The sequence below is a fragment of the Sporomusa sp. GT1 genome (assembly GCF_014634905.1).
GTDB lineage: Bacteria > Bacillota > Negativicutes > Sporomusales > Sporomusaceae > Sporomusa > Sporomusa sphaeroides.
On the sequence record NZ_BMBX01000029.1, the window covers coordinates 1 to 15,431 of the forward strand.

Here is a 15,431-nt window from a genome sequence, read left to right on the forward strand (position 1 = left end):
AGCACACATTGCCATTGTATTGCCGGGCGTCTCATTTTTCAAAGACCGTTTTTACTCCTTACAGGAATGCTCCTTATTTTAATGGGGAACTACATAAATCAAATTGACTTAAAGCAGAAACTGGCGTATCATAAAAATGTTATAATTCTTTACAAGAAGAGTCTCAAACACAGACTCTCCTTACATTTTCGGGGAGGCGCATATATTTTGCAGGATTATGCTTTTTGGGGTTCGGTTATTGTTTTTCTGATTACCTATATTCTGATTATTTTGGAGAAAATCCCCAGAATGGTAGTCGCCATGGGCGGCGGTATCATCATGTTGCTGCTGGGTTTCTTGACCCAGGAAACCGCCCTTAAAGATGATATTGATTTTAACACCCTTGGCCTGCTGACCGGCATGATGATTTTAGTGGCTGTTATCCGCCGTACAGGCGTATTTGAAGCTCTTGCCATTTGGTCTGCCAGTATAACGCGCGGTGAACCACTGAGGCTGCTGGCGCTGTTGTCGTTCATTACCGCCACGGTATCGGCCTTTCTGGACAATGTTACCACCGTACTTTTGATTGTGCCGGTAACACTGACCCTGACCAAGATGCTGCAAGTCAATCCGCTGCCGTTCTTAATTTCTGAAATAATTGCTTCCAATGTTGGCGGTACAGCCACTTTAATCGGCGACCCGCCTAATATCATGATTGGCAGTGCAACAGGACTTGATTTTAATTCGTTTATAATTAACCTGGCTCCCATTAGTATTATCATTTTAGCAGTAACAATTGCCCTGTTATTGCTCATCTACCGCAAAGATTTACATATAGATGAAAAAAACCGGGAAGCCATTTTACAGCTTAATTGTAAAGAAGAGATTAAAGACTGGCAGCTATTAAAAAAATCACTGGCTGTTCTTGCTCTCACCATTGTTGCTTTCTTTTTGCATGGATACCTCCATTTGGAATCAGCTACCATTGCCCTGGCAGGCGCTATCCTGCTCATGCTGGTTAGCCGGGTAGAACCTGAAGTCGTCTTAGCAGAAGTGGAATGGCCGACTATCTTTTTCTTTGTCGGACTGTTTGTCCTGGTAGGCGGTTTAAAAGCTACCGGCGTAATTGGCGAACTAGCCCATTGGACACTTAGTGTGACCCATGGCGATATAGTGCAAACCTCGCTCCTGGTGCTCTGGATATCAGCTATTGCGTCTGCCTTTATTGATAATATTCCTTTTGTCGCCACCATGATTCCCATGCTCCAGGAAATGGGGCAATTATCCGGCATGAGGCTGGAACCGTTATGGTGGTCACTGGCGCTGGGCGCCTGCCTTGGCGGCAACGGTACACTCATCGGCGCCTCAGCTAATGTTATTGTTGCCGGTATTGCCGAAAAAAATGGTGTCCGCCTCTTATTTATTCCGTATTTTAAAATCGCCTTCCCCCTGATGATCATTTCCATCATCCTGTGTCATGTGTACTTATTGTTGCGGTATTTTTAACATACATTCAAAAGGGAGCCTGTTATTAACAGACTCCCTTTTCCTGTCCTGCCTGACAAAACGCAACAAAAGCATCGACAATATCCGGGTCAAATTGCGTTCCCCGACAGCGCAGCACCTCCTGCACGGCTGCGGCCTGTGTCATCGGCAAGCGGTAGGAACGGGCACTGGTCATAGCATCAAAAGCATCGGCAAGGGCGATGATTCTCGCTCCCAGCGGAATATCCTCGCCCTTCAGTCCTGCCGGGTAGCCTAAACCATCCCAGCGTTCATGATGATACCGAACGATTTCGGCCGTAGGCCGGAGCAGCGTGACTTTATTTAAAATTTCAAAACCCACCTGGGGGTGACTTTTAATGACATTAAACTCATCAGGGGACAGCCGGCCGGGTTTTAACAGAATATGATCAGGTATACCGATTTTCCCGATATCATGAAGATGGGCAGCCACATGAATGTTATCCTGACTGGTTTTTGTCATGCCCAATTCTCTGGCAATGGCGGCCGCAAGCTCGGCCACCCGGTCTGAATGTCCTCTGGTATATGTATTTTTAGCGTCAAGCGCCGCTGTAAAGGCCTCCACAAACTCGTGTATGCCGTCTTCCTGGAATAATTTATCCATTAATGAGTCACACCTTTCTGGTTCTCCTGTTCTTCGCCGGCGGCCTGTCCCCGTGCCTCGCAGTCATAATAGGCTACCCTGTCTCTACCCGAATTCTTGGCATGATACAACGCCAAATCGGCATATTTATACAGCTGTTCGGTATTACAACCGGCGCTGCCGCAGACGCCAATAGAGCAGGTAAGCTTCATACTCTGGCCATCACAGGTTTGAAAGGAATAGTTTTTGATACTAATCCGTATTTGTTCGGCCAAATGCATAGCTTCAATACTATCTGTATCGGAAAGCAGCACCGCGAATTCTTCACCGCCAATCCGGGCAACCATATCGCTACGCCGGATACGGTTGCGCAAAATAGCGGCAATGGCTTGCAAAACAGTGTCCCCAGTCTGATGCCCATGGGTATCATTAACTTTTTTAAAATGATCTACATCCAGCATAAACAAGGAAATATTCTGCCTGTTGCGATTTACCCGGCATACTTCCTGCTCCAGATGGTCAAAGAAATGACGTCTGTTCGACAAGCCTGTCAGTGAGTCAGTCATAGCCATCTCGATAAGACGCTTGTTAACCGTTTCCATCTCTTCTTTTTGGTCAAGCAATTCCTGTCGGGCCGCAGCCAATTCGTCGATGACAGCCTTTAATTGACTTTCCCGCAAATTAATCGCCCGGGCCATCCAGTTCATATCACGCCTTACAGAGACAAATTCGTTCTCGTCATCACCTGCCGCCAATTCGTTAGGCAAGGCGATAGGAACCAAATATTTTCCGTCTTTGACATGTTGGCAAAAACGCCGGATGGCCTGCAGGTCTCTGGTTACCAGCCACTCTTCCGCCACATAGGGCCCCAGCAGTCCCACCAATAGCGCGATACCTGCCCCGATTGCCACTTGATCGATCATTATAATGACGGAAACAGGCAGAACTGCCCCTAGCATCATCAAAATTTGCAGTTTTGTCGTAATTCTCACTGCCATCACCTTTGTCATGATTGAGAATAATTATCATTTATGTTCTTTTAAAAAACGCCAGTTCTATAAAGCTGGCGTCATTGATAATCATTCCCATTTATTATTGTATTGTACTTGCGCCCTGTTGTCAATTACCATTTCGTGCTCCGCGTTGCCTATAATTCAAAATTTCCTGCAGCCTCAGGTTGATAAAGAAGCTTTTCTACTTTCAGCCGCACTATTCCGCCAGGAACCTGCCAATCCAGGATGTCATTTTCGCGATACCCTAAGATAGCGGTACCAATAGGAGCCAAAATAGAAATCTTGTCCTCCTCCAGATCGGCATCGGCCGGATAAACCAATACATATGTCATTTCTTCCTCGGTATCCAAGTTTTTCAGTAAAACCTTAGAATTCATAGTAATTACATTACCGGGAATTTCTTGCGGCAGCACTACACAGGCACGGTTAAGCTCCTGCTGCAGATGGATAAGATATTCCTTACCGCCAATACCAAATTCCCTTTCGGTGTTAATAAGTTTATCCAGCTTCTGTTTATCGGCCTCTGTGATGAAAATTTCTCTTGACATGTGACTCTACTCCTTATTGATATCTTACGTCAAACGCAAAATATAGTTTAATAAAAAAATTCATATAATTGTATTATTCAATAAATATTCCGGCAATTCCTGCTTCCCGGGAATGTACCGGTTTTGTCTCCCGGAAACATTCGTATCGGCAGCAGAATCGTTTTTTAATAAAATCGCAATATCTGTAAAGCAATAGTTTCCTCCCTGCGAACTAAAATAAATCAGAAACAGACTAGCCCTGGAGGAATTTAGTATAACCTCGCGAATATTATTTACATCAAGTTTAGAAGGGTAACTACAAATATGAAACTAGCGCATCGTCTAACTCAGCTTGGCACCGAAAATGCTTTTGAAGTACTCAATGAAGTTAACCGTTTAAAAACGGCAGGCCGTGATATTATCAGCTTCGCCATCGGTGAACCTGACTTTGATACTCCGGAACATATCAAACAAGCAGGCATTACAGCCATTCAAGATAATTTTACCCATTACAGTCCTTCAGCCGGTATCTTACCGCTTAGAGAAGCTATTGCCGGCTATATTGCCAAAACCCGCAGCCTATGTGTAAGCCATGATGAAGTGGTGGTAACCCCCGGCGGCAAACCGATTATCTACTATGTCCTGCATGCACTGGTGGACCCGGGTGACGAGGTTATCTATCCTAACCCTGGTTTTCCCATTTACGAATCCGTTATCCGGTTTACCGGCGGCATACCTGTTCCGGTCCCCATTCTCGAGGAAAAGGATTTCAGTATCGATACTGCCGAATTAGAAAAGCTGATCACCCCCAAGACCAAGCTGATTATTTTAAACAGTCCGCATAACCCTACCGGTGGCATGCTTACGGCCAAGGATTTAGCGCATATTGCCGACCTGGCTCGCCGCCATGACTTATGGGTATTGTCTGATGAAATCTATAGCCGGATTACCTATGGCGGAACCTTTGGCAGCATAAGTTCACTGCCTGGCATGCAGGAAAGAACCATCATTCTTGACGGCTTTTCCAAAACCTACGCCATGACCGGTTGGCGGCTGGGTTATGGCGTCATGAACAAAGAGCTGGCTGTCCATATTGCCCGCTTGATTACCAACTGCGAATCCTGCACTAATACCTTCGTGCAGCTGGGCGGTCTTGAAGCTTTAACCGGTCCGCAGGACTTTGTTAACGGCATGGTTGACGAGTTCAAGGCCAGGCGCGATTTAATTGCCGCCGGTCTGAACAGTATTCCCGGGTTCTCCTGTAAAATTCCCAACGGCGCCTTCTATGTCTTCCCTAACGTAACAGAGGCATGCAGGCGATTGGGGCTGCCTGACAGCAAAGCCCTGCAGCAGCACCTGCTCTATAACGCCAATGTCGCGGTACTGCCACGCTCGGCGTTTGGCAAGCGAAACAGCGGCGAAACACAGGAATATCTCCGCTTCTCTTATGCAACCTCCTGTGATACGATCGCAGAAGGCTTGGAACGTATCGAAAAGGCTATGCGCTTATCGTAAAGCAAACAGCCGCTCTCTGCAACTTTTCAGTTCCCGAATCATTACCAGGCACGCTCCTGGCGGCAAATGCCGCAGGAGCGTTTCTGCTTCATAGTTTAAGCAAATTCATGGTTTTTTCATCAGTAATGCCGCTTTCCGGCAGCCGGTTATCCCGCTGAAAGGCCCTGAGAGCAGCTTCGGTATCTTTGCCGAATACGCCTTTGGCCCGCTCCTGGTAATAGCCCAGGGCCACCAGCTTAAGCTGTAAGACAACAACATCCGGACCGGCGGTCCCCCGCCGCAGCACCCTTGCGATTTTAGGCTTGGGGCCAATAATGTCAACCGGCGTACCGATAGGCACCCAGCCGTACAATTCCTCCGAATCGGCATTGCGCATGCGAATGCAGCCATGGCTGGCAAAACTGCCGATTGACCAGGGCGCACTTGTGCCGTGGATACCGTAGCTTCCCCACGAAATATCCAAACCCATCCAGCGGGTCCCCATGATTTCACTGGGGCTCCAGCCTTTGTACACGATGTTCCATTCTCCAACCGGCGTAGGTGTCGCTTGTTTACCGACAGCAACCCGGTAGCGTTTGAACAGCTTATCATTATCATACAGTTCAAGCACGCGGTCATAGATCCGTATTACCAGGCGCATCTCACCTTCCGGTGCTTTGGCCGGTGTACTGACCGAGTAATTCAGAGCGGCAGCATCCATATATTCGAACAACCAAATCCCGCCAAACATGATAAACAAGGTTGCAATAATGATACCAAAGCAGTTTTTAGCCCTTTTGGCATTCCAACAAAAAAAAGGCATCAGCACTGCCCCCTTCGGCATTTGTTATTACTATCATATTAGCGGCAGTTGCTGCCCATGCTTATAAAATTGGCCGGTGGCTGAATCTTATCAATATTTTTTTGCTTATTTAAGATATTGATCTGCTTTAATTTTCACTACCACTTTCCGGACAGTAAGGCCAGGTTTGCTTACACAGGAAGGGCGATGGATATCCCATGGAAAGAATACGGCAAACATGCCGCTGGAAACTTTTATCGCTATTTCGTCTTTTACCGCCGAATAAAAGGTAGCGTCTCTTTCCGCCAGATACCCTTCCGGTTCCGCTGTTCCGCTGGCGATGTCGCCAAAACCCATGATTTCTTCGCCGGAAACGATATATTGAATGTCGATATATTTACTATGGGTTTCGGCTTTACAATTCTCTTTTACGTCAGGTACATACTCCGCAACAATGGCGTACAGGGCATCGCCATCAATAACATGTTTCCCCAAAGCAATTGTTGAAAAATCGGTATCTCTTAAATACTGCAGCCCCTTTTGCAGCAAGGGCATATTCAACCCGGCTTCTTTATCCGCGTTTTTGATATAACCTAATATCATCTGCCTACACTCCTAATTGCTATTTACTATGTATATGTAACTAATACGCTTATCGACGGCAAATTCCTCCCACAACCAACTGAACGCGCGGCTTCCGCTTTCCCGTTATGATAGCAGGGCACAGAACACAGCCACTATCCCAAGCAGGAAAAACTTCTCAAAATGTAGTATAATCTACCAAGTGCCACCACTTTCAAAGCCGAAGTTCATCTAAGGAGAACCCAGCATGTTTCAAAAACTGCGCCTTAAACTTACCTTAATCAATGTTTCCATCATCCTGGTCCTGTTCCTGCTGCTCATTGTCAGCACCTATGGCTTCGCGAACATCAACATCAGTAATCGTATTGAGTCAATAGCAAATAAAATCATGGCAGACATTCAGGCAGATATCATAACCGACCTGCCGCTGCGTCGCCTGCCGCCAGGCATCTCACCCGGCAGAAGCCCCGCCGGGGAGCCGCAAAGTACGCCGCCAGGCAGCCGGCCTGCCCCTCCGCCGGGTATGCCTCCCGGGCCTAATTTCTTCTTTGTGAAAACCACTGCAACCGGTGAGGTTATTTTCCAGTCTTCCGGCCAGCCTCATGATGCAGAACAATTGAAGGTGCTAACCGACCAGGTTCTGCAGACAGCCTCACCCCAGGGTACTATTACCATAGCACAAACCGATTATTTTTATCTGCAAGCACCACTGCTCCATCAGCCGGGACAAATCATTCTGTTTCATGACCTGGCTCAGGAAACCGGCATGCTGCGAACGGTCCTGACCGCGTTGCTGGCTGTCGGCGCAGTCTGCGCGATTCTTTCGTTTGGCGCCAGCTTTTATATGGCCAACCGGGCCATGACACCGATAAAACAAGCCTGGCAGCAGCAGAATGATTTTCTCTCCGATGCCTCGCATGAACTGCGGACACCCCTGACTGTCATTCAAACCAACCTGGAGATTGTCCGGGAAAGTCCTGATGAAACGGTGGCCAGTCAAAGCAAATGGCTGGATAACATCCAGGAAGAATCCATCTGTATGATGAACCTGATTAATTCGTTGTTGTTCCTGGCCCGGGCCGATTCGGCACAACAACCCTTGCATAAAGAACCCTTAGCTCTCAGTATGACTCTCTTGCAGGCAGCCGCTCCGTTTGAGGCAGTTGCTATCCGAAAGAAACTATTCCTTGATGTAAGCTCCCTTGCCGCACCTGTGATTGTGGGTGACGAAGCCCGTATCAAACAGGTCATTGCCATCTTATTGGACAACGGCCTGCGTCACACTCCCCCTGGCGGTAAGCTCCTGGCAGCTTTGTCTCAGTCGGAAGGAAAAGCCGTTCTCACCATTACCGATTCAGGTGAAGGCATTGCGCCTGAGCATTGGGAGAAAATTTTCGACCGGTTCTACCAGGTAGATAAATCACGCAATAAAGGCGGCTCCGGGTTAGGGCTGTCTATCGCCAAATGGATCATCGAAAACCATGGCGGGACGATTGCTGTAACCAGCACACCGGGAGAAGGAACCACCTTTACTGTCCGGCTGCCTGCTCACCCTGACCGCTAGAATCCGTACAGCATTTTATCCAGCTAACTTTTTTCTAATAATTGTATAAACTAAATATATTTTTAACATTTTTCTGCGAGAATATCTATAGCAAACAAAAACCAAGGACGGTAAATTTTCCACAAGGTTGTGACGCCAAAGGATGTCGTTCCATGAAATTATTACTGGTAGAAGACGAAGTCAAGCTGGCCGATTCCCTCTCCCATCTGCTGCGGCGAAATGGTTTTGTCGTTGATGCCGCTCTTGACGGCCAAACAGGCATGGAAATGGCCTGCACCGGTACCTATGATATTATTGTGCTGGACCGAATGCTGCCTTGCCAAGACGGTATTTCTTTACTCAAGGAGTTTCGCAGTCTCGGCCATGAGACCCCTGTCCTGTTTTTAACGGCCAAGGACTCTCCCGAGGACCGGGCCGAGGGTTTGGATGCCGGTGCGGACGACTATCTCATCAAACCCTTCTTCTCTGTCGAATTGGTGGCAAGGCTCAAAGCCTTAACCCGCCGGCGCACCAAAGAGCTGTCAGAAGATCTCCTGGACGCCGGCGATTTTGTATTAAATCCGCTGCGCTGCCAGGTAACCAAAGGCAATGAAGTCATTCAGCTGACCCTGAAGGAGTCACAACTGCTGGAGCTCCTTATCCGCAACTACGGCCAGGTCGTCACCAAAGAGCAAATCATCCAAAAGGTGTGGGGCTATTTTTCCGAAGCCGAGTTTACCACCGTTAACCTCTATATTCACTACCTGCGCAAAAAGCTGAACCTTTCCAACCTGAAGACAGTATGGGGCGTAGGCTATTATTTGCACCAAACACCCAAGAAATTACATGCTTCAAATTAATACATTCATGTAGACCCATTGGCCTTTCAAGGCCGGTGGGTCTATTTTTTTCTCCTGTTGCACAAATCTTTTATACTAAAATATTTTCTTAATAGTTTTCTGAACAAATTCATAATATTGCCGTCCGAATTTTATAGTAGAAAATCCAAAAGGAGGGTAGCCCAAACCAACAGCTGATTTTTGTTCCATTATAGTGCTCTGTCGGCACGGAAGCTTACTTTTTCAAAATCAAGGAGGAATAACAAATGGGAATGGTTATTAATCACAATCTGTCAGCTTTGAATACTTTTAACAAACTCAATACCAACAACACGCTGATGAATAATTCGCTGGAGAAGCTGTCTTCCGGTTACCGGATTAACAGCGCGGCCGACGATGCGGCCGGCCTGGCCATCTCCGAAAAAATGCGCGGCCAGATCCGCGGTCTTGACCAGGCCAGTGCCAATGCCCAGGACAGCATCTCCATGGTGCAAACCGCCGAAGGCGCACTTAACGAAACCACCGATATTCTGCAGCGCATGCGGGAGCTTGCCGTCCAGTCGGCCAGCGACACCAACACCGATGATGACCGCACCAATATTCAGGACGAGATGAATGCCCTGGTAACGGAAATCAACCGGATTGCCAGCACTACCGAATTTAACACCAAAAAGCTGCTTGACGGTTCTATGAGCACCAAAATTGCTGCCAGAGCCAACATTCAGTCGAATGCGGCCATCACCGATGGCGGCAGCGCCCTTAGCGCCACATCGTCGGTGCTCACCGACCTGACCGATACGGCAGGCAACTCGCTTGGAATCAAAGAGGACGATACCGTTACTGTCAGTTATATGAAAAATGGTGAATTGGTATCAACCGACGTTACGGTAACAGCCACCACCGACCTGGCCGCTCTTGCCGGCGCTGATTTTGGCTTATCTGTCGATACGGACGGAAATCTGCTGGCAACAGCCTCAGCCGACGGCACGGCAGCTGCCGTTTACGGCCTCACCATTACCGTCAGTTCTACCGATACGGAGGGCAATGTCACCGTCAATACCAAAGCCACCAACGCCCTGTCAGCTTTTACCCAGACACAGTCAGCCAAAGACGACAGTGTTGAAGGCACCGCCACGGTCCTTATCGGGGCCAATACCGGCCAAAGCATCAACATCTCCATTGACAACATGAACGCGCAATCCCTCGGTGTGAACGGCCTTGATGTAAGCTCACAGAAGGCGGCCGATATTGCCATCAGTGTTATTGACACCGCCACGGGAACGGTTTCCTCCATGCGCTCCAAGCTTGGCGCCATTCAGAACCGTCTGGAGCATACTATTAATAACCTGACTACTTCCAGCGAAAACCTGACTGCAGCCGAATCCCGCATCCGTGATGTTGATATGGCCTCAGAAATGGCCAATTACACTAAATTAAGTGTTCTCAACCAGGCGGCAACCGCCATGCTGGCCAAAGCCAATGCCCAGCCCCAGCAGGTACTGACGCTGCTGCAAGGCTAATAAGCAATAATAACCCCCTCCTTCACCGGGAGGGGGTTATTATTGCTTCAGCCCTTGACGCTTAGCCGTCCCCCCGGATGCGGCGCCCAGGAGCCGGCATAGCCGGTTTGCAGGCGCTGCGCTGCCCGGAGTTCGCGCAATTCACCGGCAATCTGCTGCTGTTCGGCGGCCGCAGCCTGCAAGGTCTGCCGATAGGCAGTTACCAGGGCGGTTTGCTGTAACGCCAGGTCTTTGGCAACAGCCTGGAATCCGGCAGGCTGCTGCCAGCCATTGACCTGGCTTGCCAGCAGGATATTGATGGCCGACAGTTCCTCAATCAGCCTGTCCATTTCCTGCAGCACCCGCTTCAGTCCCAGCATATTGCGTTTGGGGATAAAACGCTGCAGCTTTTCTGTATTGGCAGTCATTTGGCCCAGAAGTTCCAACTTCCGGGCCAAATGCCGTTCAGCGTGTAATGACTTCACTTTGTCCAACTCCTTAGGAATCCGACACATAGGATGCCAGTGCCGACAACTGGGAATTCATGGTGCTAATATAGGTCTCCAGGCTTGTGTATTGAGAATAAAGACGTTCTGACAACGCTTCGAGGCGATCCTCTTCTTTTTCAATTCGTTTTTTCAGTTCTGTCAGCTGATCGCTCAGGCTGTTGTCACTCTCGGTGGTATCATTTTCAATCCCGGCCTTTTCCAGCAGCTTGCCTTTGTTACCGGAGCTATCCCGCAGGGTGGAAACATAGTCTGACAAGATATCATAAATCCGGTAGCCAAGCCCCTCTTCACTATACCGCACCGACCGCTGACCGGCATTGAGCGAGCGGACGGTACTTGTGCCGGAATGTGTGGTGGATGACTGGGCAAACAGATTGGCAATAGCCTCCGGCTCGCTTTGGATGGCCTCTTTCAGCGTATCTTCGTTAATATACAGCTTTCCCTGTTCGTCATAAGTGCCGGTAGTAATGCCAATGCGGCTTAGATTCAAATCAGCTACCGAACTCATGAGTGCCGAACGGATGCTTGTCAGCATGGATTTTAAGGTGGAATCACTGGCCAGCAGCCCGGTTTTAGCCTTGGTATTCCATTTCTCAATTTCGCTTTCCGACATTTCGGCTTCCTGGTCTTCTGTCAGCGGCGGATAATCGGAATCATATTTCTCAGACAGCGCAGTATTAATTGTGGCAATTAACTCATTATAGGCGGTAACAAAGCTGGAAATATTGTTGTAAATTGCGTCAACATCCTGCGTTAAGGTGACTGTGGCAGTATCGGAACCACTGGTAACCTGATTTAGCGTATAGGTAACACCCTCAACCGTCACGGTATTGGAACTGCGGGTCAGACTGACACCGTCAATGGTCAGCCTGGCGTCAGTCCCTGCCGTCGTTGTGCCCAGTGCCGCCGCCAGGAAGGTGCTGCCGTTCTCAGACACGTTTAGCATATTGCCTGCACCTGTCGAGTTGGCTGTCAGGGTCAATTGATCGGTAAGCTCATCATAGGCCATGGTAACACCGGCATCACTTTGATTGATGGTGCTGATCATATTGGAAAGCGTGGTATCTTTGTCAAAAGAAAAGCTGACACCATTGATGGAAAATTCTACCTGATCATCATCAAACGTAAATGCCGTGGCCATACTTTCTGCCAATTCTGCCAGCGTCAAAGCAGTACTGATCCGGTTAGATTGCCCGGCCGTAAGTCCCAGTGAGCCTAAAGCACTTGCGCCGGTCGCCGGCGCGCTGAGCGTAAGCTTCTGCACACCGCTGCCCTCGACTGCCGCCATTGTCAGATAGCCGCCATCTTCCGTAACAGTTACCTTGCCTGTCCCGACGGCAGCATCAACGGCCGCCTGCACATCGGCAATATCAGTACTATCTGAGTCCAAAGTAACAGTATATTTGGTACCGTCAAGAGTAATCGCAAAGCTTTTGCCTGCGGCTGCCGTATAATCGGCAGCCGACGTTCCCGTAATATCGCCGGAGAACCTGCCGCTTGTTGTCATACTGGCCGCGGTGGCCAGTTGACTGACAGATACGCTGTGTGTGCCGGCAGCGGCGCTGCCGGTAGAGGATGCAGTAACCGCCGCACTGCTGCTGGTAACAGCAAAAGCCTGAAAAGTTTTTTTGCTGATAATACTGCTGGAAGAGGTAAGATCAAAATACTTACTCTGAAACTGTTGAATATTGCTGATAATCTCCCGGTAAGACTCTTGCCGCCATGTGGCCAGCTGCTCCTTTTGCTTCAGCCGGTTCAATTTGCTTTTATTGGCTGCCATCAGCTGCTCCACAATGGAGTCAACATCAATACCTGAGGACAAACCGGTAATCCGGCTCGTGCCATTGACAGTGGTAGCCGTGACGCTGCCGCTTGAACTTGCCATCTATACCACCTCCTCTATTTCTTTAGATTATCTCAGAAAATCCACCAGTGATTTACTCATGACAACGGAGCCGACCGACAGCGACGCATTATACACCGACTGGGCGGTAGTCAGATCGGTTGACGCCAGCGCGATATCGGCATCCTCGTTGTTGCTCATCAGTGCAGTGTAGGTTTCCAAATTGGAAGCAAGGCGTGACTGTGCCATTTCGGCATACTTCATCCTGGCTCCCAAATCAGTTTGTGCCGTGAGGATGGTATTCAAATTCCCTGATAAATCGGTAAGAAAATCATCCATGGCAAATCCAGTGGTTGCGATGGTAACAGCACCTGTCGCCGGATCGGTCGCAGCGGTTTTATAGCTGTCACCGCCATCCAAACCGATTAGAATTTTACTGATGGTGTCAAACAAATTGCCGGCACCGCTGCCTGTTACATCCTGCCCCTCCACATTCACTGCCAGACTTGTACCAAACCCTACATTATAAAAGATTTTCTGATCGCTGCCGGTATCTGTATAGGCTGCATTATTAGTGTAATAATCGGTAATATCGGCATCATCCACTGAAGCGTCGACCGTGGCAGTAAGCGTATTTCCTTTGAAATTTACCATACTGACCTCAGTACTGCCGATAGTAACCGTTTCCAGCGAGTACGGGGGCTCATCGGTGTCATAACCGGCAAATACATAACGCCCGGCGTACGAGGTATTGAGATAGTCTATGGCTGTTTGCTGCAATTGCAGCACTTCACTCTTGATATCTGCCAAATTACTGTCGTTTAATACATCGCTGGAGGCCTGGGTAACCAACTCCTGCAACCGCTGTACCACATCTGTCAGACCATCCAGCGCGGAGTTAGTCACCTCCTGCCAGGATACAGCACTCTCGACGTTTTTCTGGTATTGCTCAACATTAGCAACATAGCTGCGGTATTTGACAGCCCGCGTAGCGATAATGGGATCATCGGACGGCAGTTGAATCTTAGATTGCGTTGACGATACCTGCGAGGCTTTATTCAGCCGCTCCATGTTCTTATTGATATTCCAGACAGTGTTGGCCACCATCATATTGTTGGTAACACGCATACTATCCCTCCTGCCTAGTCAGATGAGACCATATTAATGGTTGTGGCATAGATTTCACTCCAGGTGGATACCATGATCGCCGATGCATTATAGGCTTCCTGATATTTTGTCAGATTAGCGGTTTCTTCATTGGTAGAAACGCCGGATATTGACGCGCGGCGTGTATCAATAGTGTTGACAAGCGAGCTTTGCTTGCTGGCCATTGTCTGCATATATTCACTACCGGTACCCACGGTGGCAATAATTGAGTTCATAAATTCCAACGGTGTGCCGGTGTTGAACATTTTGCTGTCTGCCAGCAAATCAATCAAATCCCTGAGGTTTTCGCTATTTTCCGCACCGCCGGCAGCAGAAGCGGCGGCAATGGTATCGACATCGGCCAGCACCTCGGCCGACAGCGAAATATTGGCGGCCGTGATATTGGCATAAATGCCGGTTGTATCGGTACCGCCGGCCAACAGGTCGGCAGTTGACAGACCATCATAGGAAAAGAAGCGGGTACCTGTCGAGCCATCCAGCCCCACCCCGCCGGCATGACCGGAATAATAGGAAGTGCCGTCGGCAAAAATACCTTCGTTAAAGGCCTTAGCCAGTGTCTGAGCAAATTGATTCAGTTGATTGATATAATACGGGATACCCTTATAGGCCGAACCCTCGCCGGTACCGTCCCGCAGGTCAAGATACGCCTTCAGCTCGCCGCTGTCCGGGGTAAAGGAAGTGCCGGTGTCCTGCCAGCGGATGCCGTACATGCCGTCCTGATTGCTGCCATCGGTAATTTCATAGCATTCCAGATTTCGCGCCATACCATTATTGACCAGCGTTTCGCCATTGACAGTGATGGACAGCACCAGATCGTCACTGCCGTCAGCCAGCTTCCCCACGGCCGTTTGCGTTACATTCACATCAATCAGTCCGGAAAGCTTGTCAATCAGCAGGGTACGCTGATCCTCCAGGTCGTTGGCAGAAGCGCCGCCGGCAGCAGACACCCGAATCTGTTCATTCAGGGCGGCAATCTGCTTGGCATAGGAATTAATCTGTTCAACCGTGATCTTCACTTCATTATTGCTATCTTGCCGCAGCTGGGTTAAACTCGCAGATGTAGTATTGAGATACTCACAAAGCGCTACACCGGCTTGCTGCAAGGCTACTCTGCCGGAAGAACTGCTGGGATCGGTGGATAGATCCTCCAAGGCAGAAGAAAAACTGTTAATGGCCGTAGTAAAGGCACTGATATCCTCAGTTTCGCCAAAAGCTGTCTCCACCTCTGTCAACCGGTCGGCTTTGGCTTGGATCTCACCCAGACTGCTGTTATTCTGCCAGTATTTCTGATCAAGCCGGAAACTCCGGACACGCATAACGGCTTCCACTTCCGCGCCGGCACCGATAATATACTTGCCGTTATAAATAGCGGCAGGTGTAACCGCTACCTGTTTTACCTCCTGGCGTGAATACCCCGCGGTATTCACATTACTGATGTTATTGCTTGTCACCAGCAAGGCGGCGCTGCTGGCAGATAGTCCGCGGGAAGAAATGCTAAGCCCGGTCCATGTTGAATTCACCTAATCC

The 15,431-nt window shown here is 49.0% G+C and carries 14 protein-coding genes; 5 read left to right on the forward strand and 9 right to left on the reverse strand.

Annotation, left to right across the window (positions count from 1 at the left end; all coding sequences use genetic code 11):
- Positions 1–204: 204 nt before the first annotated feature.
- Positions 205–1,485 carry an SLC13 family permease gene (locus tag GT1_RS19195; RefSeq protein ID WP_373325904.1) on the forward strand — a complete coding sequence of 427 codons (1,281 nt, stop codon included), beginning with the start codon at positions 205–207 and terminating at the stop codon, positions 1,483–1,485.
- Between the two features lie 25 nt (positions 1,486–1,510).
- Here the strand turns inward: GT1_RS19195 and GT1_RS19200 are convergent, their stop codons facing one another.
- The 3 genes from GT1_RS19200 to rnk form a co-directional block, all read right to left on the reverse strand.
- Positions 1,511–2,107 carry an HD-GYP domain-containing protein gene (locus GT1_RS19200; RefSeq protein WP_075753088.1) on the reverse strand — a complete coding sequence of 199 codons (597 nt, stop codon included), beginning with the start codon at positions 2,105–2,107 and terminating at the stop codon, positions 1,511–1,513.
- Positions 2,107–3,078: a GGDEF domain-containing protein gene (locus GT1_RS19205; RefSeq protein ID WP_188400069.1), complete on the reverse strand. Its 972-nt coding sequence runs from the start codon at positions 3,076–3,078 to the stop codon at positions 2,107–2,109. Before GT1_RS19205 ends, GT1_RS19200 begins: the two co-directional genes overlap by 1 nt.
- Positions 3,079–3,233: 155 nt before the next feature.
- Positions 3,234–3,647, reverse strand: coding sequence for a nucleoside diphosphate kinase regulator (rnk, locus tag GT1_RS19210; RefSeq protein WP_188400070.1), 414 nt, complete (start codon positions 3,645–3,647; stop codon positions 3,234–3,236).
- A gap of 303 nt (positions 3,648–3,950) precedes the next feature.
- On the opposite strand from rnk, the gene GT1_RS19215 reads away from it, so the two are divergent.
- Entirely contained in the window at positions 3,951–5,141 is a 1,191-nt protein-coding gene (locus tag GT1_RS19215) for a pyridoxal phosphate-dependent aminotransferase (RefSeq protein WP_188400071.1), read from the forward strand.
- An 88-nt stretch (positions 5,142–5,229) separates the two neighbouring features.
- On the opposite strand, the gene GT1_RS19220 is transcribed toward GT1_RS19215, so the two are convergent.
- A complete protein-coding gene (locus GT1_RS19220; protein ID WP_188400072.1) occupies positions 5,230–5,943 on the reverse strand; it encodes a L,D-transpeptidase family protein in 714 nt (237 codons plus the stop codon).
- A gap of 105 nt (positions 5,944–6,048) precedes the next feature.
- A complete protein-coding gene (locus GT1_RS19225; protein WP_075753078.1) occupies positions 6,049–6,525 on the reverse strand; it encodes a YhcH/YjgK/YiaL family protein in 477 nt (158 codons plus the stop codon).
- Between the two features lie 226 nt (positions 6,526–6,751).
- Here GT1_RS19225 and GT1_RS19230 point away from each other — a divergent pair, with 226 nt between their 5' ends.
- From GT1_RS19230 to GT1_RS22670, 3 genes are all read left to right on the forward strand, one after another.
- The gene (locus tag GT1_RS19230; RefSeq protein WP_188400073.1) at positions 6,752–8,068 is read left to right on the forward strand and encodes a cell wall metabolism sensor histidine kinase WalK; all 1,317 of its coding nucleotides are present in this window, start codon (positions 6,752–6,754) and stop codon (positions 8,066–8,068) included.
- Positions 8,069–8,220: 152 nt separating this feature from the next.
- The gene (locus GT1_RS19235; protein ID WP_075753074.1) at positions 8,221–8,907 is read left to right on the forward strand and encodes a response regulator transcription factor; all 687 of its coding nucleotides are present in this window, start codon (positions 8,221–8,223) and stop codon (positions 8,905–8,907) included.
- 245 nt (positions 8,908–9,152) lie between these two features.
- The gene (locus tag GT1_RS22670; protein ID WP_269147919.1) at positions 9,153–10,406 is read left to right on the forward strand and encodes a flagellin; all 1,254 of its coding nucleotides are present in this window, start codon (positions 9,153–9,155) and stop codon (positions 10,404–10,406) included.
- Positions 10,407–10,453: 47 nt separating this feature from the next.
- On the opposite strand, the gene GT1_RS19245 is transcribed toward GT1_RS22670, so the two are convergent.
- Genes GT1_RS19245 through flgK form a run of 4 tightly spaced genes read right to left on the reverse strand, consistent with a single transcriptional unit; the run spans position 10,454 to position 15,424 of the window.
- A complete protein-coding gene (locus tag GT1_RS19245; RefSeq protein WP_188400074.1) occupies positions 10,454–10,870 on the reverse strand; it encodes a hypothetical protein in 417 nt (138 codons plus the stop codon).
- A gap of 13 nt (positions 10,871–10,883) precedes the next feature.
- Positions 10,884–12,779 carry a flagellar filament capping protein FliD gene (gene fliD / locus GT1_RS19250; RefSeq protein WP_188400075.1) on the reverse strand — a complete coding sequence of 632 codons (1,896 nt, stop codon included), beginning with the start codon at positions 12,777–12,779 and terminating at the stop codon, positions 10,884–10,886.
- Positions 12,780–12,806: 27 nt separating this feature from the next.
- Complete coding sequence (gene flgL, locus GT1_RS19255) at positions 12,807–13,865, reverse strand: flagellar hook-associated protein FlgL (RefSeq protein WP_188400076.1); 1,059 nt, start codon at positions 13,863–13,865, stop codon at positions 12,807–12,809.
- 14 nt (positions 13,866–13,879) lie between these two features.
- Positions 13,880–15,424 carry a flagellar hook-associated protein FlgK gene (gene flgK / locus GT1_RS19260; RefSeq protein ID WP_188400077.1) on the reverse strand — a complete coding sequence of 515 codons (1,545 nt, stop codon included), beginning with the start codon at positions 15,422–15,424 and terminating at the stop codon, positions 13,880–13,882.
- Positions 15,425–15,431: the final 7 nt, after the last annotated feature.

Excerpts from the sequence above, each read along its gene's own strand:
- rnk (WP_188400070.1), bottom strand. The coding sequence starts at position 3,647 with ATGTCAAGAGAAATTTTCATCACAGAGGCCGATAAACAGAAGCTGGAT.
- GT1_RS19215 (WP_188400071.1), top strand. The coding sequence starts at position 3,951 with ATGAAACTAGCGCATCGTCTAACTCAGCTTGGCACCGAAAATGCTTTT.
- GT1_RS19200 (WP_075753088.1), bottom strand. The coding sequence starts at position 2,107 with ATGGATAAATTATTCCAGGAAGACGGCATACACGAGTTTGTGGAGGCC.
- GT1_RS19220 (WP_188400072.1), bottom strand. The coding sequence starts at position 5,943 with ATGCCTTTTTTTTGTTGGAATGCCAAAAGGGCTAAAAACTGCTTTGGT.
- GT1_RS19230 (WP_188400073.1), top strand. The coding sequence starts at position 6,752 with ATGTTTCAAAAACTGCGCCTTAAACTTACCTTAATCAATGTTTCCATC.
- fliD (WP_188400075.1), bottom strand. The coding sequence starts at position 12,779 with ATGGCAAGTTCAAGCGGCAGCGTCACGGCTACCACTGTCAATGGCACG.
- GT1_RS22670 (WP_269147919.1), top strand. The coding sequence starts at position 9,153 with ATGGGAATGGTTATTAATCACAATCTGTCAGCTTTGAATACTTTTAAC.
- GT1_RS19235 (WP_075753074.1), top strand. The coding sequence starts at position 8,221 with ATGAAATTATTACTGGTAGAAGACGAAGTCAAGCTGGCCGATTCCCTC.
- flgL (WP_188400076.1), bottom strand. The coding sequence starts at position 13,865 with ATGCGTGTTACCAACAATATGATGGTGGCCAACACTGTCTGGAATATC.
- GT1_RS19225 (WP_075753078.1), bottom strand. The coding sequence starts at position 6,525 with ATGATATTAGGTTATATCAAAAACGCGGATAAAGAAGCCGGGTTGAAT.